This window comes from Mycobacterium aquaticum (assembly GCF_002086485.1).
GTDB classification, from domain to species: Bacteria; Actinomycetota; Actinomycetes; order Mycobacteriales; family Mycobacteriaceae; genus Mycobacterium; species Mycobacterium aquaticum.
Window position 1 is genome coordinate 26,665 of the sequence record NZ_MVHF01000008.1, and the last position, 18,892, is coordinate 45,556.

An 18,892-nucleotide genomic window follows, 5' to 3' on the forward strand; every position below is an offset into this window, starting at 1 on the left:
GTTGGCGGGTGTCCAGACGAGAAGACGGCCGCCTCGATGACGAGCTGCGCCCGGTAGTCATCACCCGCGGCTTCACCAATCATCCGGCCGGCTCGGTGCTGGTGGAATTCGGCCAGACCCGTGTCATGTGCACTGCCTCGGTCACCGAGGGTGTGCCGCGCTGGCGCAAGGGATCCGGGCAGGGCTGGCTGACGGCCGAATACGCAATGCTCCCTGCCGCCACCCATGACCGGTCGGACCGTGAGTCCGTAAAGGGCCGCGTCGGCGGCCGCACGCAGGAGATCAGCCGGCTCGTCGGCCGCTCGCTGCGGGCCTGCATCGACCTGGGGGCGTTGGGGGAGAACACCATTGCCATCGACTGCGATGTGCTGCAGGCCGACGGCGGCACTCGCACCGCAGCCATCACCGGGGCCTACGTCGCGCTGGCCGATGCGGTGACGTACCTGGCTGCGGCGGGACGACTCTCGGATCCGCGGCCGCTGTCGTGCGCGATAGCGGCGGTGTCGGTCGGCGTGGTCGACGGCCGCGTTCGGGTCGACCTGCCCTACACCGAGGATTCCCGCGCCGAAGTCGACATGAACGTCGTCGCCACCGACACCGGGACGCTCGTCGAGGTCCAGGGCACCGGCGAGGGCGCGACATTCCCGCGCTCGACGCTCGACAAGCTGCTGGATGCCGCGCTTGGGGCCTGCGAGCAGTTGTTCGTCGTTCAGCGTGAGGCGCTGGAGTTGCCGTATCCCGGTGTGCTGCCGGAGGGGCCGGCTCCCAAGAAGGCGTTCGGAAGCTGAGGGCCGATGCCTGAGCTGTTGGTGGCCAGCCGCAATCCGAAGAAGCTGGCCGAGCTTCGGCGCGTGCTCGATGCTGCTGGGATATCCGGGCTTTCGCTGCTGTCCCTGGCTGACGTGCCGCCGTTCGACGAGGCACCCGAGACCGGCGCGACGTTCGAGGAGAACGCGCTCGCCAAGGCGACCGATGGCTTCCGGGCCACCGGCCTGGCGTGTGTGGCCGATGATTCCGGGATCGCGGTCGCGGCACTCAACGGCATGCCCGGTGTGCTGTCGGCGCGGTGGTCCGGCAAGCACGGGGATGACGCGGCCAACACCGCACTGCTGCTGGGGCAGCTCGCCGATGTGCCCGACGAGCGGCGCGGCGCGGCGTTCGTCTCCGCCTGCGCCCTGGTGTCGGCCTCCGGTTCGACGGTGGTCCGCGGCGAATGGCCGGGTACGGTCATCCGCGAGCGCCGCGGCGACGGCGGCTTCGGCTACGACCCGGTCTTCCTGCCCGACGGATCTACGCTGACCGCCGCAGAGCTGTCACCCGCCGAGAAGGACGCGGCATCGCACCGTGGGCGGGCGCTGGCGTTGTTGGTACCGGCGTTGCGGGAACTGGCCGGCCTTGCAGGCCCTACAGGCTGAAGCGCTCTTTGATCGCGATGGTGTTGAAGTGCTCGGCGATGATGCCGAGCAGCGGGATGGTGCCTGCGAGCAGGGTGCCGATGGTCTTGCCGAGCGGCCAGCGGATCTTGACCGCGAGGTTGGCCGTGAACATCAGGTACACGAAGTACACCCAGCCATGCACGATGCCGATCCAGCTCGGCGGATTGTCGACCTGAACGATGTACTTGAGCACCATCTCGTAGCAGAGCGCGATCAGCCACAGACCGGTGGCCCAAGCCATCACGCGGTACCCCAGCAGGGCCTTGCGGATGGTCTCCTTGGGCGTGGTGACCTCGGTGTCCGGTTCGGGTGCGGTCATCTGTCGGTCCTGTCCTTCTTCTCGGCATCGCTCTTGGCCAGTTCGGCGAGGTATCTGTTGTACTCGCTCATGGCCTGATCGTCATCGTCGTCTTGCACTGCGGGCCTTGGCCTTTCAGGGAGCAGCCCGGCAGGGATCTCGGTCTGTCGCGTGACCGGCTGCGGTGGTGCGTCCTCGTAACGGACGAACTTGTAATACGCATAGAAGCAGAAGGCGGCGAACATCGGCCACTGCAAGGCGTAGCCCAGATTCTGGAAGCTGCCCGAGACAGATTCATACCGCGTCCACTGCCACCAGGCCAGCCCCATACAGCCGGCAGCAGCGAGGCAGACCAGAGCGATGAGCGCTGGCCTCCTACGCCGTGTAGTGGACATTAGTCCACGGTACCGCGCGGTGCTGGATCAGCTCACATCCGTCAGACCTTCGGGCCGATGAACTCATCGAGACGTGCGGTCGCCGCTTTGCGGTACACCGCCACGTCGTACTGGCTGGGGCGGGTCCAGGGGGTATCCAATCGATCGAGAGCGGCTCAACTTGGAAATGCACGCATCCCGGAGATACATGCCGAGGACATAGCAGTATGCATCGGCCGGAAGGGCCGAGAAGTCGTGGCTGCTTCGACATACCAACGGGTCATACCGGAATCGCGGTCGACACCTCGGTCTACGCCGCCATTCCCACACGGTCTTACGGTGGATGCCCGTTTGCCGCGCGATGGCGCAGTCGTGGCGGGGTAGGATCGGCACGCCGCGGGCGTGATGAAATTGGCAAACATGCGGGCTTTAGGTGCCCGTGCTCGGAAGAGTTTGTGGGTTCGAGTCCCACCGCCCGCACTCTTGTCGCCTTGGCGACATCGCGATACTGGCCCGCCATTTGACAAAATTGGGCACGTTCCGGTGGCTCGCAGCGAGAGGAAAATCGATGATCGAACTGCTTTCGGACATGCCCGACGGGGTGTTCGGCATCCGGGTGACCGGCAAGGTGAGCGGTGATGACTTACGGCAGTTCCGCCCCAAGATCGACGAGCTGTCGAAGACGAGCGAGATCAGAATCGTCGAGGTCATCGAAGACTATGAGGGTTTCGGCCCCGGTGGGCTCGTTGAGGATCTGAAGCTCGGGATGGGGATGCTCGCGCATCATCACGCGGCGTTCAAGAGGATCGCCGTAGTGTCCGACAAGGAATGGGTGGCCCTTGCCATGCATGCGTTCGCGTGGATGATTCCCGGCGAGCTCAAAGTCTTTGGCCTAGAAGATCTCGATGCCGCCACGCAGTGGGCGGCGGGCTGAGGGATGGATCACAAGACTCATCGCAGAGATCCAGCGCGACTCGTTCACCGGGGTCGGTCAGCCTGCTCTGCTGAAGGGCAAACGGGTCCGATAGCGGATCACGGTGCCCGGCTGTCGATGTTCAGCCACTGCGCTCCGTCATAGTCGAGCTGTTCATGCAGCGCATTGATTGAGTCCTCTTCGGAATCGATGTTGCAGCGCAGTTGGCCAATTCAGCTGTGGCGAGCAGATCGCGAGCCCGGCGATCTTGCTGCAAGGGTCCCTCCGGCAACGCTAGGTTCCAGCGATCGAACGGTTCGGCGGCGCCGTCATCGTGCTGCGGTCGCACGAGGCAGACTGGAATACAAGTTCTTGCTGAGCAGCGCGATCACGCCGCCCACATTCATTCGATAGTTCTGCTGTTCAAGCCCGTCCATCTCCGGCCTCTCCTACGTCGGTTCGTTCGAGAACCGCATAGCGGCGCATGAGATACCGACAAGTCGAGGATGAGAACCTGCAGTAGGTGCGGCGGGTTGGCTCGCGTAGGTGGCGGGGCCGTTCCGAGCCGCGCGCATCGACAGCGTACGTGATGGTCTTCAATCATGCTATTTATCAACATGATTGGTGAGATCGCATAAGTGAACGCGCTACCCGTCGTCGGCCGCGTCGGGTGGAGCCAGCAGTTCCTCAGGGCGGAAGTGATGGTTGACAGTGTCCTGACCCGTGTTCATCAGTGGCGGCGGATACCAGCGGATGCGGCCGGTGTCGGGATCGACGCTGGTCGTCCAACCGAGGCCGACGAGGCGGTTATCGGGTCCGCAGCTCAGTCCGAGGTCCGGGGCGTCGGTCTGCCCGCCATGTTGCCAGTCGGTTTTGGCGTGGTGGACCTGGCAGTGGTCGGCCGCTGCGGTGCATCCCGGCCGCGTGCACCCGCGGTCACGGTCGTACAACAGCAGTCGTTGCGCCTTGGTGGCCAGCCGTTTGGTGCGGGCCATGTACAGCGGCTCTGCTGTGTGATGCTTATAGATGGTGAGGTAGTGAAAGCTGTGGGACGCCAGCCGAATTAGATCTTTCATCGGCATCCGTATGCCTGAGCCAGTGATCGCAATGCCCGCTGCGGATTCTAACTCGGACAGCGTGGTGGAGACGACCACGGTGACGGGAAGGCCGCCGTGCCGGCCGAGTCGTTTGGACATGAGCAGTTCTCGTAGCGCCACTTTGAGCGCATCGTGGTTGCGCTGGGGCTGAGTGCGGGTGTCCCGGGCCGCAGCCTCCGCTTGGGCGTGCTCGCGCTCTTGCTGGGAGGCGTCTGATTCCGGCTGATGGTCAGCGGCCACCGAATCAGCGGCGTCGGGGGCAGCCGCCGCGGGGGCAGCAGTGTCGGCCGTGTCGTCGGTGTTGGGAGTGTCGAGTGGGTTGGGAGTCGGGTTGTGGATCGGGTGCGGGTCGTCGGGATTGTTGATGCCGGGCCGGGCCCAGACACTGTTGATCGTGGCGACATACGCTGCGGTTTCGGGATCAAGCCAGCCCTCGACGTGTACGTACCCGTCGGCATCCTGTCGACCCAGACGTAACCCCCGACGATGCGCCGCAAGATCGGGACTGTCACCGTCCTGATTGAGCAGAAACAGGAGTTTTTCCGCACCGGCCTTCAGTGTTTCAGGCGTCTCGCGGGTCGCCGCCGCCACCAGGTCCACTTCGACTTCGGCCAGTTCCGTCGCGTTGACGTAGCTCGCGACCTTTTTCACCGTGTCGCTGATGATCGCGATGTGGTCAGCGCTGATCGTCCCGTCCAATAACGCCTGTGCGCAGGCAGGAAGCTCGGGGTCCAACACCTCACCACCAACGGTGTACCGCGGTGCCAATTCGGTCGCTGCAGCTACCCGACGGGAGGCTTCCTTGCGGCTGATTCGCATCCGGGTAGCCAGCACATCAATCCAGGACTTGCCGCCGATCTCGTGCGGGGTTGCCTGAGCCATCAACGCCGCCTGGATGCGGTGATCAATGAGCGCATGAGTGCGGGCACGCTGTTCCCGCTCGGACTGGATCGCCAACAACTCTGCGGTGTCGAACGTCGTGAAATCCACATCGGCCAGCGCCGTGGTCGAAGCTTGGTGCCCCGCCAGTGCACGCTGCACTGTGTCTCGGGCCTCCGTAACTCCAACCGCCATAGTTCGAACATACATTCGAGCGCCGACAAAACGTGCCGCGCTGAGACTGATGTGACCACAGTGGCCAAAGTTTTTGAGCCGGGCTTGGGCCGGTCGGTGTTGGAGCCGGTGACTGCGGAAAGCTTTTGCAGCCCAGTTTGATTGGGCATGAGGGCGCGTGAGCAGTTCGACGACCGCGATGATGTGGTTCGGGATGCCCTGCCTGCCAAGCTCAGCGGATGTCAGTGCGGTGTCTTCGATGGTGTGTCAGCCGTCTCTGTGGCGATCGGAGACGTCTATCCGGATGTCCCACAGGTGGACGTGCCCGGGGATCTCTTGGTCCATGAACCACTCCCAGTCCTCGTACTTGTCCGCGTCTGCCTGCCAGCCATCTGCCTCAGCGTCGCGGCCGGCACCACGTAGGACGCTGGCCACCAGGCGCTGCAGCGCCTGGCTCTTGTCGTGGAAACAGATGTCGTCGAGCATCTCGATTGCTGGCCGTGCGATGCCGTCGATCGCATGATCCACCCGGTGTCGCGCCACTTCGCCGAACATCAGCTCGGCTGCTGCCCAGTGGTATGCGGCGTCGGCCGCGCGCATCGGGTGGTACATCTCCTCGCGGTCGATCAAGTTGGCCGCCATCTCTTGGGCAAGGGCCACCGATTCCTCTGAGGGACTGAGGAATTCGATCAGTGCGCTGAACGCCCACAGCATCAACTCCGGTATGGTGGCGTCGACTTGCCGCGCGAATGCGACCGCCTGCCGGTAGGCAGATTCCGCGCCGTCACGATCGCCGAGTTCCACGAGCGTCTCGCCCAGATCAATGCTGATTTTCGCGGCATGGGCCAGGTCACCGGAATTGGTCGAGTCGGCCGCCAATGTTCGTAGTTCAGCTGCTCGCGCGGCCGGAGGCAGTAGTCTGCGCCGGATGTCGAGCACTTTCGCTCTGGTGCGGTTGAGGACCTGAACGATCCTGACAGATATCTCGTCATCGAAGACAACATCTGTCAACGGCAGGAGCAGGTTGTTGACCTCCTCGTAGTGATCGATCGCCTCGTCGAGCCGTCCCGAGCACAGCGCACGGTCGCCGAGCTGTTCGCTGGCTTCCATGGCGTCGGCGATCAGTTCTGGTTGCTCGTTCATCGGGCGACCTCCGTGCCGTCGACGCCGGCGGCGAGCACGATGATGTCGTCGAGTGCCTCGGAGAGCAGGGCGCGGTCCTCCGGACCGTCGCACTGGGCGGCCATCCGGGCCTGGACGAACAGCAGCTGCATGAGCCGGCTGAACACAAGGTTGTCCGTCGTGCGCGTCAGGGCTCGCACGGCCCGGTTGTCCCAGTTGACCACCAGATGGGGGAGTTCGCAGTATCCCGGTGATGCGATGTCGATTTGGCCGTGGCCGATGAAGACGGCAGGTAGGTCGGTCGACGGGAACTGACGTACCACTACGCGGCAGCCTGTCGTGGCGAGCGCGTGGTTGCCTCGCTGTTCCAGTGTCAACGCGTCGCTGCCGGCCTCGGTGGAGGGCGCCGCAAGCGCAGCGACTTCGGATGCCGGATAGGCGCGAGTGACGGTCACGCCCGACATCACTTGCGGCAGCATGAGCAGCACCTCCTGATCCAGGGTGTGTCCGGCGTTTACGACGATTCGCCCGCCTGGGTTGAAACTGGCGATCGTGCGAAACTCCTTGACGGACGCGGCGTATAGGACGTTCGGGTTCCGGCCGATGACATCGATCAAACGCATCTGGCCTTCCGTCGTCTGTACCGTCAGCATGGGTAGGGCGACCTCGGCCAGCTCGAGGCTCTGGGCATCGCCGTGAGTCGCTGCAGACCTCAGCTCGAGTTCGTTGTCGGCGACGAATTGGGCGAATCGTTCGGGATCGGTGTCTGCGAGGGTACGCAGCCATGTCAGTGCCGTCTGGCCGAGTTTGCGCCGCGTCGTGGTCAGCACCGTGTTGTTCATGATGGCCTCGCGGCTGGCGGTCGGTTCGAGCTTGGTGGAATTGACTGCGGCCCAGGCGAAAAGGCCCACGGCGGCATCAGCGCATCGTCGGCGTCGTCGACCAGCATGTCGTTGACGTAGACCCGGTTGCGGGCAGCGGTCCTGGACCTCCCCGACGCGGTACCGATGTACATGACGCCGTGTAGCCCCAGATCGCGGTCGACGACTTCGATGACATCGAATTGCCTGCCCGCACCCATGCCGCCGTACACCGGTGAAACACCTCGCCGCACAGCGGAATGATGAGCACCGAAATCGCGCAGCCACGGGTACTCACGTGAAATGCCCTTTGGGCCTTGGCTTGTCAGCACCGTGATATCGACCGGGAGGAACTCGGCGTACTTCTGTACCAGTGGGCTTACCTGCTCGGCCCGAGCCCACCCGACCATGTCCGGGCGGGGCCGCAACAGCACCGTGGTGCCGACGGGGATGTCCTCGGTGACCGTTCGGGTCGTGTACGTGCCGTCGCTGCGGCCGATCCACTCGATCGGCGCCGCGCCCGTCGCGCTGCGCGAGACGACGGTGATCTCATCGGCGATGAGAAAGCAGCTCAGCAAGCCGATGCCGAATTGACCGAGGTAGGTGCGACGGCTCCGTTCCAGCTGACCACGCTTGGAGCTCGCGCCGACCGTCGCCAGGAACTGCTCGACCTGCTCGGCGCTGACCCCGATGCCGGCGTCGGTGATCGTGAACTCGCCGACGGGGGAGTCCGGCGATGCCACGCCATAGGGCGAAATCGAGACGGCGCGAGGGGCAGGATCGCCGAGTGCGTCGCGGACCGCGATGGCATCCACCGCGTTCTGGATCAATTCCCGCACATACACGCCGGGACTGGAATACAAATTCTTGCTGAGAAGCGCGATCACGCCGCCCAGATTCACTCGAAAGTTCTGCTGCTCAAGCCCGTCCATTTCAGGCCCCTTCTACGTCGGTTCGTTCGAGAACCGCACAGCGTCGCACGGGGCACCGACAATTCGGGCGTGGTCAGCGCATCCGCTAGGCAGACTCCTCTTTCTCGACCTTGTCCGCGGCTTCGACTGCGGCCAACGGCCCCTGTCGACTCTGCAGCGCCTGCATCGCGGTGCGCGCGTAGATCATCTGGCTGGTGATGGCCATCTGGCCTCGGCCACGGCCGAGGAAGGTGATGAACCAGGTCACCAGTGTGGTCAACCGGTTCTTGTAACCGACCAGGTAGACCAGGTGCAGCACCAGCCAGGCCAGCCATGCCAGGGGGCCGCCGAATTCGAGCTTCCTGGACGATTTCGGGATCGGCACCTGGGCCACCGCGTCGAACCGCGACACCGTCGCCATGCTGCCCTTGTCCCAGTATTTGAACGGCTCACGGTTGGCCGGATCGTCCAGACCTTCCAGGGAGCGCTTGATGATGTCGGTCGCGTAGGCGGCGCCCTGGATCGCGCCTTGCGCCATCCCGGGCACATCGGGGACTGCCATCAGGTCGCCGACGACGAACACGTACGGGTGGCCTTTGACCGTCAGATCGGGTTCGACGATGACGCGGCCGGCGCGGTCGATCTGGCTCCCGTCGGACTGCTCGGCGATCAACTTGCCCAGCGGGCTCGCTTGTACCCCGGCCGACCACACCTTGCAGGCACAATCGATACGGCGTTCACCGCCATCCTTGTCCTTGACGGTGATGCCCATGTAATCGACGTTGGTGACCATGGCGTTGAGCTGGATTTCGACGCCGAGTCGTTCCAGGCGTTTCTGGGCCTTGAGGCCGAGCTTGCGACCCATCGGCGGCAAAACTGCGGGGGCCGCGTCGAGCAGGATCACCCGGCAGTCCTCTGGCCTGATGCTGCGAAACGCGCCAGCAAGCGTCCGCTCGGCGAGTTCGGCGATCTGTCCCGGCAACTCGACGCCGGTCGGGCCGGCGCCCACCACCACGAACGTCAGCCGTCGCTCGCGTTCGGCGTGATCAGTCACCACCTCGGCAGCCTCGAAGGCCCCCAGGATGCGGCCCCGCAATTCCAGCGCGTCGTCAATGGTTTTCATGCCTGGCGCGAAGGTGGCGAAGTGGTCGTTGCCGAAGTAGGACTGTTGGGCGCCGGCAGCCACGATGAGGCTGTCGTAAGGCGTGACGGTCTCCTGTGACATGAGCTTCGAGGTGACTGTCTTGGCTTGTAGGTCAATGCCTTCCACTTCGCCGAGGCGAACCCTGACGTTCTTCTGATCGCGCAGCACCAGGCGCGTCGTGGGTGCGATCTCGCCTTCCGAGAGGATGCCCGTGGCAACCTGGTAGAGCAGCGGCTGGAACAGATGCGTCGTCGTCCGCGAGATCAACGTGACGTCGACGTCGGCGTGCTTGAGGGATCTGGCCGCCTTCAAACCGCCGAATCCGGACCCGATGATCACGACTTGGTGGCGTTTGGCGACGGTGGTCATATTGCTCCTTCGGGCACGGTGGCAGGACCGAATGACACCAGCAAACATACCGGTTGACATCGCTCTGGGGGCTTGAGTCTGTGGCAACCGCCTCCAGTTCGACGAAAAGGTCGTGGATCTGGCGAAGTCGCGACATTTTCGTTTATCTCGGCGGGCGGCCGCGTTCATACGCGTGGCCGGCGCCCATCTGTCACCTGCCGATAGGGTGACGTGCATGTCCAGAAAGGGCGGCAGAGGCAGTCGGCCGAAACGCGGAAGTGACGGGCCTGACCTTCTCACTGATGTGGGCCGTGCCTTGGCCGACCCGGATCCGCTGAACCTGCTGTTGATGGTGAGCATGCTGCTGTGCATCACGGACAGTCGCCAGGACAATCCGTTCACTGCGGCCGACCACAGCAGACCGACGCTCGAGGAGCTGGTTGAGTCCTTCATCGGTGTCCCGTGTCCCGAGACCACGGCGCTGCTCGCTGTGATCGCGGAGATGTCAGCCGGTAACGACGTGCTGCGCGCCCGTATTCGCCGCGAACTCGCCACGCGGCCCGCTCCTGAAATCCATTGGCTGGCAGGGCTTTCGTCGCCGATGGTCACCCGAGTGGTCCGGATGAGCCACGAACTCGGTGATGGCGACGACATCATGATCGCCGCACGGTTGGCGAGTGGGCATGAGTTCAGCTGCGTCGTCTACATCGACCACAACGTCGGCAACCTGGTCAAGGATGCATTCGTGCTTCCCGCCTCGATGGACCAGATCCTGTCGATGTCACAGCAGGCGGCCGAGGACGGCACTCGGTGGGACGATATGACGCTGGCAGACGCTCGGGCCTGGGTGGAGAAGGGCATTCAGCGGGCGACGATGACGATCCCGCCATTCGAATCGGAAAGCTGGCCGGGGTGCCGCGCCTTGGTCGAATGGGTCATTCGCACGTTGCCGACCGGCGGGGTGGGACATCAAACGCCGGAATGGGATTCGAGAAAGTCGAAGCGGTTGGCGCGCCAATTCTTTGCCTCGCAGTATGGGCAACGGTTCTATGACGACGAGCACCGGGACTTGTTGGACACATTGCTGTGGTTCGGCACGGACTACGGTGCCGGAGACCCGTTGCGCTGGAGCAACGTCAAGGTCGAAATGCTGCTTGCTGATTGGATTCCGCGCAAGGTCGTTGCTCCCGCCGAACACTTGGCCAAGCTGCCAGATCTGTTGCGGGCGTACGTCAGGTTCGCGCATGCCGAGGCCGGCATCGGCGCGCGATGGACCGATGAGGCGCTCGCTGCGATCGATGCCATTGAACCGCAATATCAGCGTGAAATCCGAACACCTGGTCTGCAAAGCCCCGAGGCGTTGCTCGCCCAGCTGGGCATCGATATCGGGATGGACCGCCGCGAGCGGAAGCTCGATGAGCTCACGGCGTGTGTGGGAGGCCATGACCAGCTCGACCACCTCGATGACACCCCGCTGCCCGATGAACCGTTCCGCTGGGATGGAATTGGCGGCGACGCGGCCCCGCGTGTGCGGGATATTCTTGCCCTCACTGACCGCTGCTGCGAGCAGGTGCTCGACCTCGAATACCGCACCGCCTGCCGACGGCTGCTCGCACGCGTTGCGGCCAATGATCCGACCAGCTTTGGCCGCGGTCGTGTGGAAACTGTTGCGGGCGCCGTGGTGTGGATCATCGGCAAGGCCAACAACCTTTTTCGCTATCCGGCCGGCGGCATGCAGGTCAAGGATCTGATGGCGCATTTCGGGATTCAGCAGGGCGGCGTGTCACAGCGGGCGGCTACGCTCCTGCGGGCCGGCGGATTCGACAGCGACACCGTTGGGCTTCGGCTTGGCTCGGTCGATTACCTGGTGTCCGAGCGTCGGCGTTCGATCATCGCTGCGCGAGACGCTTGTCGAGGCGATTAAGCCTCGGCGCGTGAGCCCAAGGACCTACCGGTCGAACCGGCCCGCCAAATACTCAGTGCGGCAAGCATTCCGGGCCAGCTTGCCGCTGGTCGTGCGGGGGATGACGCCGGCAGCGACCATCCGCACATCGGCGGCGCGGACCTGATGGTGGCGTGACACCGCGGCGCGGATGGCGTCGACGATCGGTCCCGGCTCTGCGCGGCCGGCGCCCGCGGCGCGTTCGGCCACGACGACCAACTCTTCGCCATGCGCACCGGGGACCGAGAACGCCGCGACGTAGCCCGAGCGCACAGCTCGCGATGCCTCGCTGATCGTGGTCTCGATGTCGGTCGGATAGTGGTTGCGACCGTCGACGATGATCATGTCTTTGATGCGGCCGGTCACGTACAGCTCGCCGTTGACGTACACGCCGAGATCGCCTGTCGCCAACCACAATCCGTTGTCGGGGACGCCCTCGGCATGGCTGCCCGCCTCGAGACGGGTCTGCAGCTTGTTGCCGAATACGCGCTGCGACTCATCGGGCCTGCCGAAGTAGCCACGGCCGATGTTGTTGCCGTGCAGCCAGATCTCGCCGACGTGGCAGTCGGCCATCTCGTCGCCGTCGGTGCCGGCGATCACCACCCACTGGTTGGGAATCGCGCGGCCGCAGGACACATGCGCCACGGCCCCCTCGGCGTCGGCATCGACCACAACTGCTTGCCCGGCGTTGAGCTGGTCGCGGTCCAGATAGATGACACTGGCGGTCTCGTCGGGCGCGATGCTGGCGACCGACAGCGTGGCTTCGGCCATCCCGTAGGAGGGCTTCACCGTGGTCGCCGGTAATCCGTAGGGCGCGAACGCGGCGTTGAACTCCTCGATGGAGGACATGGTCACCGGCTCGGATCCGTTGAGGAGTGTGACGACATTGCTCAGATCGATCGACTCACCCTTGGGTGGCAGACCACGCTGCGCGCACAGCTCGAATGCGAAGTTCGGCGCAGCGGCCAGAGTCGGGCCGGTGGCAGATTCCTCGGCGAGGCGCTTGATCCAGCGGTAGGGGCGCCTGACGAATGCCATCGGGTCCATGAGCGTGATGTGGTTGCCGCACAACGCCGGGAACATGATCATGATCAGGCCCATGTCGTGGTACAGCGGTAGCCAGCTGACACCGCGGATGCCCATTTCCAGATCGCCGGCCAGGATCATCTGCATCACGTTGGTGCACACGTTGCGGTGGGTGATCTCGACGCCGGCCGGAGTCCGCGTCGAGCCTGACGTGTATTGCAGGTAAGCGATGTCGTCGGTATCGCGTGCCACCGGGGTGAACATCGCGGCGAGCGAATCGGGAACAGCGTCCACCGCGATCATGCGGGGCCGCTCGTCGGCGGGCAGGGTGCGCAGGAAGCTCCGTACGGATTCCGACGCCGCAGTCGTCGTCAACACGACGGTGGGTTTGGCGTCGGCGAGCACGGCGGCCAGGCGCTCGGCATGGCCTGCCAGGCTGGGAGCGAACAACGGCACCGCAGTATTGCCCGCGTGCACCGCGGCGAAGAACGCCGACACGTAGTCGACGCCCTGCGGCGCAAGAATCGCCACCCGGTCGCCCGGGGATGTCACCTGTTGCAGGCGAGCACCGATCGAGCGCACCTGCGTCCACAGGGCGTTCCAGCTCAGCTCGATGATCTGCCCGTCGGAGTCCGACGAGTAGTCCACGAACCGGTAGGCCGGTGCATCGCCGAACGCCGCCCGGTTGCCTTCCAGAAACGATGTCATCATCACGCCGTCCGGCACGACGATGGTGCCGTCGGCGAGGACGTAGTCCTCGATGCTGCCGCGCGACGGTTCGACAGGCGCACGCACGGTGCCGCTGTCCAGAGCTTCCCGACCCATAGCGCAAATAATAATAGTGACGCTAAGTACCCTATGTCTCCTGGACATATGACGGTTGTCACCGCCGTCGGGCGGTGTGACCGTCCTCACATCACGGCAGTGACATGGGTAGGCCGAACCATGGCAGCACGCTGCTGTCGAACCGCGTCATGGCGCTGATGCGATCCCCGTCGAGCGTGAGGACCAGCAGGCCGGCGGCATGCCGGATACCTCCCGCGCCGCGGTGGTAGGAGGCGAACGCGAGTTGGCGGTTGGCGCGCGTCGGCACCAGGTCGTAGTGCCGCCCAGGGCGCATGACCGCGGCGTAGAACCGGGCCACCACGTCGCGGCCCTGGTATTCCAGCGGCACGGGCGGCATCGAGATCGTGACGTCTTCGGTGAGCAATGCGACCAGGCCGTCGACGTCACCGGATTGGTAAGCCCGCACGAACTTGTCCACCAACGCCTGCTCGGCAGGGGAGCCGGGCGCGGGCGGTGTCGAGGCTGCGGGGAGCCCGTGGCGCAACCCGGCCCTGGCGCGCTTGAGCGCGCTGTTCACGGAATCGACAGTGCTGCTGAGGATCTCGGCGACCTCGTCGGCGTGATAGCCGAGCACGTCGCGCAGGATCAGCACGGCACGCTGCCGCGGTGCCAGCAGTTGCAGGGCCGTCATGAAGGCCAGTGAGATGGTCTCCTGTTGCTCATACGACGCCTCCGGTATCAGCGTGTCCGGATATGGCTCCAGCCACACCACTTCGCTCAGCCGTGTCGGCTCGGGCGGTTCGATCTCGTTGATGTCCCACTCCTTGGCCGGGCGCCGCTTGGCCGACCGCAGCGCATTGAGACAGCGGTTGGTGGCGATCCGGTAGAGCCAGGTCCGGACCGACGACCTTTCTTCGAATCCGCCCAGGTTCTGCCATGCCGACAGCAGCGTGTCCTGTACTGCGTCCTCGGCGTCCTGCACCGAACCCAGCATCTGGTAGCAGTGCACCTGCAGTTCCCGGTGGTGCGGCTCGGTGAGCTCGCGGAATGCCGCGCCATCACCGGCACGGGCGCGCTCGATCAGTTCCACATACATAGAGACACGCGACAAGACGAAAACTTGTCGCGCTCACTACGCCCAGTTTCGGGTGTCCCCGGCGTCTCAACTGATATGACGAAATTCGATATCGCCGGAACCACCGCGATCGTGACGGGTGCGGGCCGAGGGTTCGGTCGCGGCGTCGCGACTGCTCTGGTCGGTGCCGGTGCACATGTGATCGGCGTTGCCCGTGGCGGCGCTCAACTGGACGATGTCGGTGCGCAACTGGGTGCCAGGTTCACGGCTGTGTGCGCAGACGCCGCCGATACCGCGACGGCCATCGAGCTCATCGACCGGTACCGCCCAGGCGTGATCGTGCTGGCGGCCGGTGCGGCTCCACGGATGGGCAGGCTCGTGGAACAGACCTGGGAGAGCTTCAGCGAGAACTGGAATGTCGATGTGGCGCAGGCTTTTGCATGGATCCGCCACGCACTGCAGCGCCCGTTGGCGCCTGGCAGCACGGTTGTCGCGTTCTCCAGTGGCGCGGCCGTCAACGGATCCCCGCTGAGTGGGGGCTACGCGGGCGCCAAGTCCACGGTTCGGTTCATCGCCGACTACGCGGCAGGCGAATCCGACCAGGCAGGTCTTGGCATCAATGTGGTGTCGGTACTGCCACAGCTGACGCCGGCCACCGACCTGGGTGCGGCAGCCGTTGCGGCGTACGCAGCGGCGGCGGGTGTCAACCCGGACACCTTCGTCGCGAGCAGGGGAGCGGTCCTGGTTCCCGAGCAGGTCGGCAAGGCGATCCTCGAAATCCTCGCCGCACCGCAGCGCCGGGCGTATCTGCTCGGTGCCGAAGGTCCTACCCAATTACCGTGAACAGAAAGGATATTCGGATGAAAACACCGCCGATTGTGACGGCCACGGAGTGGGACGAGGCGCGCCGCCGCCTGCTCGTCAAAGAGAAGGAACACACCAGAGCCGGTGACGCGCTGGCCGCCGAACGGCGAAGGATGCCGTGGCTGGCGGTGGAAAAGCCCTATGTCTTCCAAGGGCCAGACGGCGAACTCAGCCTGCTCGACCTGTTCGCCGGCCGACGGCAACTGATCGTGTACCGGGCCTTCTTCGAGCCGGGGGTATATGGCTGGCCCGAACATGCCTGCCGTGGTTGCTCGATGGTCGCCGATCATGTCGGCAACCTCGCTCATCTCAACGCACGCGATACCACCCTCGTGTTCGCGTCCCGTGCCCCGCAGTCCGATATCGCGCGGGTGCAGCAGCGAATGGGCTGGGACATCCCGTGGTACACCATCACCGACAGCTTCGACGCCGACTTCGGCGTCGACGAATGGCACGGCACCAATGCGTTCATCCGTGACGGCGAGTCGGTGTTCCGGACCTATTTCGTGGACAACCGTGGTGACGAGGTGTTCGGCAACACCTGGAGCTACCTGGACATCACCGCGCTCGGGCGGCAGGAAGAGTGGGAGGACTCGCCGGAGGGCTACCCGAAGACGCCGCCGTACCAATGGTGGAACTGGCACGACGAGTACGAGGATCCGCAGCCGCCCGACGAGTGGATCGCTCGGTCGACCGCCGCGCAGGAACTCTTCAAGTGAGTCGTTTCGGACGCAGAGTCTGTGCGGTACTCGCGGCGTGTTCGGCGGCACTGCACGCGGTTTCGCTCATTTCGGCGACGGGCATCACCGCGGTTCTCACCGCGGTGATGCTCGTCGTGTGCCTGTATTGCGCCCGCGATCTGTGGGAACGGGGAACGCTGCGGGCGTGGACGACGGTCGCGCTGATGAATCTCGCCATGATCGCACTGCACTTACCGATGCCGGCAGGCCATCACCATGGCGCATCCGGCGTAATGCCGGCCTCGCACGCCGTGGCGATGACCGCGGCGACCTGGCTGGCTCTGGTGGAGGTTACCGCTGCGGCGTCAGTGTTGTTCTGGCGCACGAGATCCCGCGAAATCCTGCTGCGGGAGCGTCACGGCGTCCATCAAACTTCGCGCTTGCAGGGTGCGGTCGCGGCACGTCGCCAGCAGATCGCTGCGGTCGATCCGTGACCAATCAAGTTGGTAGCCCGCATGTTCGGCGAGGTACTGCAGGAACACCCGCTGGGTGCGGCCGTTGCCCTCCCGGAACGGGTGCAGTCGGTTGATCGCGGTGAAGTGCCTGCTGAGCCCTTCGACGAACTCGTCGCGCTCCAGGCCGCAGAGGTAATCGTCCTCCTGGATGCGGACGAACACGTGCGCTGCGGCGGCGACCAGCGTTCGCGCAGGAGCGAACTGGCTGGTGCTGCCCGCTTTGAAGATGTCCACGGTTCGCAGCTGACCGGCGAACGGGTAGACGTCTCCGAACAGATGGCGGTGGATCGCCTTGAGGTGCTCCAGGTCGAAATCTCCGGGCAACGGACGCTCCGACAGCTGGATGTGCCGGACGGTGACGAGATCATGCTCGGCTGACACCAAGTCCGCGATGGTGCGGGCATGCACCAGGTTGGTCAGTACCCCCGTCGCGGGATCGACATAACTGGACCGACGGGGCATGACCTTGTCAGATCGCGCTGATCCGCGAGGCAGTGCGGCGCACGAGTTCGTCGGCGTCGATGGCGCCTTGCTCGTAACTCTGAAGGTCGGCGCGCAGCTCCTCCGACGGCGCGCCCGCTTCCAACCCCGCGCTGTGCACCGCGGCGTTGACCGCGGCGGTGCGGGCGGCAACCTGTTCGGCGAGCTGGCGTTCGATGAGCTTGCGATGCCGGGTGAACAGCCGCGGATTGTCCATGGAGAACACCGCCGTTGCGACGCCGTCGCGCTCGTAGAGCGCCACGAACGATGCTGCGGAGGCGTCGCCGTCGATGAAGCGGACGACGTCACCCGCCTGCCGGTGCCCGGCGAACTGCAATTGGCGCCCATACTGTTTGGACCAGAAGTACGGCGCGGCGTGCGGTGCCTGGGGGGTGCCGAGGATCGCAGAGGCCACAATGCGGGCCTGCTGCGTGGCGTTCGTCCAGTGTTCGCTGCGGTGGTGGGCTCCGAGGTGGACGTTGAACGACGTCGCGCAGTCACCGACTGCGTACACACCGGGTGCCCCGGTGCGGCAGGAGTCGTCGGTGCGGAAGCCGTTCTCGATGGTGATCTCGGAATGCGTCAACCACTCTGTGTTGGGCACCGCGCCCACACCGACGACCACCACGTCGGCGGCCAGTTCGGTGCCGTCGTCGAGCAGCACGCCCGTCACCCGGTCCTCGCCGGTCACCGCGGTCACGCAGACGCCGGTCAGCAAGGTCACGCCGTTCTGTCCGTGCAGCGCCGTGCACGCGGCTGCCACCTCTTCGCCGAGAATCCCGACAAGTGGCGTCGTCGACATCTCGACCACGGTGACGTCGATCCCGCGGCCGGCCGCGGTGCTGGCGACCTCCGCTCCGATGAATCCGGCACCGACGACGACTAGCCGCTTTGCGTTCTCGAGAGAGTCCCGCAGCGCCCGGGCATCGTCGACCGTGCGCAGGGTGTGCACACCAGGCAGTGATGGGCAGCCCGGCAGGGAGCGGGCACGCGCTCCGGTGGCCAGGACGACGGCGTCGGCGTCCAAAGTGGAGCCGTCGTCGAGTGTCACGGTGTGCCCGCCGCTCGAATCGGAGGTCAGCCCGACTGCGGCGCGGCCGAGTACCCACTCGGCACGCAGCGCGTCGATGTCATCCGACTCGGCCAGCTCGAGCGAGGGCTCACCGGTCAGATATTCCTTGGACAGCGGCGGGCGGTCGTAGGGCATGTGCGGCTCGTCGCCGACAACGGTGACCCGTCCTTCGTAGCCGGCAGCGCGCAGCTCTCGGACCGTGGACAGTCCGGCCAGGGATGCGCCGATCACGACGATCGATGTCGGTTGGCTCATCACGCGCTCGCTTCCAGCCAGATCTGACCGTCCTCGACGCCCACCTGGTGGGTACGTACCGCGACTTTCGCGGGCGGTCCGGATACCTCTCCGGTGCGCAGGTCGAAGCAGGATTCGTGCAGCGGGCACTCCACGGTGCAGCCCTCGACCCAGCCGTCGGCCAGTGACGCATCCTGATGAGTGCAGGTGTCGTCGATGGCGAACAAACCGGAGTCCGTATGGAAGATGGTGATCGGGTCCTTGCCCTCTAACCGCACGGTGAGCACCTCGCCGACCGGCAGCTCATCGAGCTGCCCGACGACGGTACGGCCGGACGTCGGTGAGCCGATGGGCTCGGTCGACGGCAGGGAAGACGAATCCACAGCCACAGTCCTTTCGTCGTTGCGTCAGACGCAACATGTTCTTATAACGCAACAGTCTGCCCCTGTGAGCCGCCTCACGTCAACCCGTTGACATGACTTGGGCCATACGCAATCATTGATGCGGAAGGCGCACTCGTTGCGTGTTCAGCAACAAAAGCCCGAAGGGGACACGATACGCGATGAGCGACTGCCCGTCCTGTCGGAAGAGTGCATGCGCACGGCGTGCGCGTACTCCTAAAGCCCCGACGAACATCTCGTGATCACGTGGCATCCGAACCA

The 18,892-nt window shown here is 64.9% G+C and carries 18 protein-coding genes and 1 tRNA gene; 7 read left to right on the forward strand and 12 right to left on the reverse strand.

Features of this window, described 5'->3' with window-relative positions; all coding sequences use genetic code 11:
• The first annotated feature begins 8 nt into the window (after nt 1-8).
• Nucleotides 9-788, forward strand: a complete 780-nt coding sequence (gene rph / locus BST13_RS10670; RefSeq protein ID WP_083163491.1) for a ribonuclease PH — start codon at nt 9-11, stop codon at nt 786-788.
• 6 nt (nt 789-794) lie between these two features.
• A complete protein-coding gene (locus BST13_RS10675; protein WP_083163494.1) occupies nt 795-1,415 on the forward strand; it encodes a non-canonical purine NTP pyrophosphatase in 621 nt (206 codons plus the stop codon).
• Here the strand turns inward: BST13_RS10675 and BST13_RS10680 are convergent.
• Nucleotides 1,405-1,755 (reverse strand): DUF3817 domain-containing protein, encoded by a 351-nt coding sequence (locus BST13_RS10680; RefSeq protein WP_029371915.1) that lies wholly within the window; start codon nt 1,753-1,755, stop codon nt 1,405-1,407. The two genes, BST13_RS10675 and BST13_RS10680, sit on opposite strands and share 11 nt — an antisense overlap.
• The gene (locus BST13_RS10685) at nt 1,752-2,129 is read right to left on the reverse strand and encodes a hypothetical protein (RefSeq protein ID WP_083163497.1); all 378 of its coding nucleotides are present in this window, start codon (nt 2,127-2,129) and stop codon (nt 1,752-1,754) included. Before BST13_RS10685 ends, BST13_RS10680 begins: the two co-directional genes overlap by 4 nt.
• A gap of 375 nt (nt 2,130-2,504) precedes the next feature.
• Between BST13_RS10685 and BST13_RS10695 the strand changes: the two genes are divergently transcribed.
• A tRNA-Leu gene (locus tag BST13_RS10695) sits at nt 2,505-2,588 on the forward strand.
• 88 nt (nt 2,589-2,676) lie between these two features.
• The gene (locus BST13_RS10700) at nt 2,677-3,042 is read left to right on the forward strand and encodes a SpoIIAA family protein (RefSeq protein WP_083163500.1); all 366 of its coding nucleotides are present in this window, start codon (nt 2,677-2,679) and stop codon (nt 3,040-3,042) included.
• Between the two features lie 626 nt (nt 3,043-3,668).
• On the opposite strand, the gene BST13_RS10710 is transcribed toward BST13_RS10700, so the two are convergent.
• From BST13_RS10710 to BST13_RS10730, 5 genes are all read right to left on the reverse strand, one after another.
• On the reverse strand, nt 3,669-5,192 hold the full coding sequence (locus BST13_RS10710; protein WP_158087139.1) for an HNH endonuclease signature motif containing protein: 1,524 nt from the start codon (nt 5,190-5,192) through the stop codon (nt 3,669-3,671).
• Nucleotides 5,193-5,438: 246 nt separating this feature from the next.
• Nucleotides 5,439-6,314: a hypothetical protein gene (locus tag BST13_RS10715; RefSeq protein ID WP_083163508.1), complete on the reverse strand. Its 876-nt coding sequence runs from the start codon at nt 6,312-6,314 to the stop codon at nt 5,439-5,441.
• On the reverse strand, nt 6,311-7,135 hold the full coding sequence (locus BST13_RS10720) for an HSP90 family protein (protein ID WP_158087140.1): 825 nt from the start codon (nt 7,133-7,135) through the stop codon (nt 6,311-6,313). The genes BST13_RS10715 and BST13_RS10720 overlap by 4 nt, the downstream gene beginning before the upstream one ends.
• The gene (locus BST13_RS10725; RefSeq protein WP_083163513.1) at nt 7,132-8,085 is read right to left on the reverse strand and encodes an ATP-binding protein; all 954 of its coding nucleotides are present in this window, start codon (nt 8,083-8,085) and stop codon (nt 7,132-7,134) included. Before BST13_RS10725 ends, BST13_RS10720 begins: the two co-directional genes overlap by 4 nt.
• An 85-nt stretch (nt 8,086-8,170) precedes the next feature.
• Nucleotides 8,171-9,577, reverse strand: a complete 1,407-nt coding sequence (locus BST13_RS10730) for an NAD(P)/FAD-dependent oxidoreductase (RefSeq protein ID WP_083163515.1) — start codon at nt 9,575-9,577, stop codon at nt 8,171-8,173.
• 295 nt (nt 9,578-9,872) lie between these two features.
• On the opposite strand from BST13_RS10730, the gene BST13_RS10735 reads away from it, so the two are divergent.
• A complete protein-coding gene (locus BST13_RS10735; RefSeq protein ID WP_142282766.1) occupies nt 9,873-11,480 on the forward strand; it encodes a DUF6398 domain-containing protein in 1,608 nt (535 codons plus the stop codon).
• 24 nt (nt 11,481-11,504) lie between these two features.
• Here BST13_RS10735 and BST13_RS10740 read toward each other — a convergent pair whose 3' ends face one another.
• Nucleotides 11,505-13,349 carry a fatty acyl-AMP ligase gene (locus tag BST13_RS10740; protein WP_083163519.1) on the reverse strand — a complete coding sequence of 615 codons (1,845 nt, stop codon included), beginning with the start codon at nt 13,347-13,349 and terminating at the stop codon, nt 11,505-11,507.
• Between the two features lie 91 nt (nt 13,350-13,440).
• Entirely contained in the window at nt 13,441-14,406 is a 966-nt protein-coding gene (locus tag BST13_RS10745; protein ID WP_083163521.1) for a sigma-70 family RNA polymerase sigma factor, read from the reverse strand.
• Between the two features lie 75 nt (nt 14,407-14,481).
• Between BST13_RS10745 and BST13_RS10750 the strand changes: the two genes are divergently transcribed.
• Complete coding sequence (locus tag BST13_RS10750; protein WP_083163523.1) at nt 14,482-15,228, forward strand: SDR family NAD(P)-dependent oxidoreductase; 747 nt, start codon at nt 14,482-14,484, stop codon at nt 15,226-15,228.
• Between the two features lie 17 nt (nt 15,229-15,245).
• Nucleotides 15,246-15,968: a DUF899 domain-containing protein gene (locus BST13_RS10755; protein WP_083163525.1), complete on the forward strand. Its 723-nt coding sequence runs from the start codon at nt 15,246-15,248 to the stop codon at nt 15,966-15,968.
• Nucleotides 15,969-16,294: 326 nt separating this feature from the next.
• Here BST13_RS10755 and BST13_RS10765 read toward each other — a convergent pair whose 3' ends face one another.
• From BST13_RS10765 to BST13_RS10775, 3 genes are read right to left on the reverse strand one after another with little or no spacing between them, the layout of a single operon-like run.
• Nucleotides 16,295-16,906, reverse strand: coding sequence for a Fic/DOC family protein (locus BST13_RS10765; protein ID WP_083163527.1), 612 nt, complete (start codon nt 16,904-16,906; stop codon nt 16,295-16,297).
• 7 nt (nt 16,907-16,913) lie between these two features.
• Nucleotides 16,914-18,251: an FAD-dependent oxidoreductase gene (locus BST13_RS10770; RefSeq protein WP_211296061.1), complete on the reverse strand. Its 1,338-nt coding sequence runs from the start codon at nt 18,249-18,251 to the stop codon at nt 16,914-16,916.
• Nucleotides 18,251-18,580 carry a bifunctional 3-phenylpropionate/cinnamic acid dioxygenase ferredoxin subunit gene (locus BST13_RS10775; protein ID WP_083163870.1) on the reverse strand — a complete coding sequence of 110 codons (330 nt, stop codon included), beginning with the start codon at nt 18,578-18,580 and terminating at the stop codon, nt 18,251-18,253. The genes BST13_RS10770 and BST13_RS10775 overlap by 1 nt, the downstream gene beginning before the upstream one ends.
• Nucleotides 18,581-18,892 lie beyond the last annotated feature (312 nt).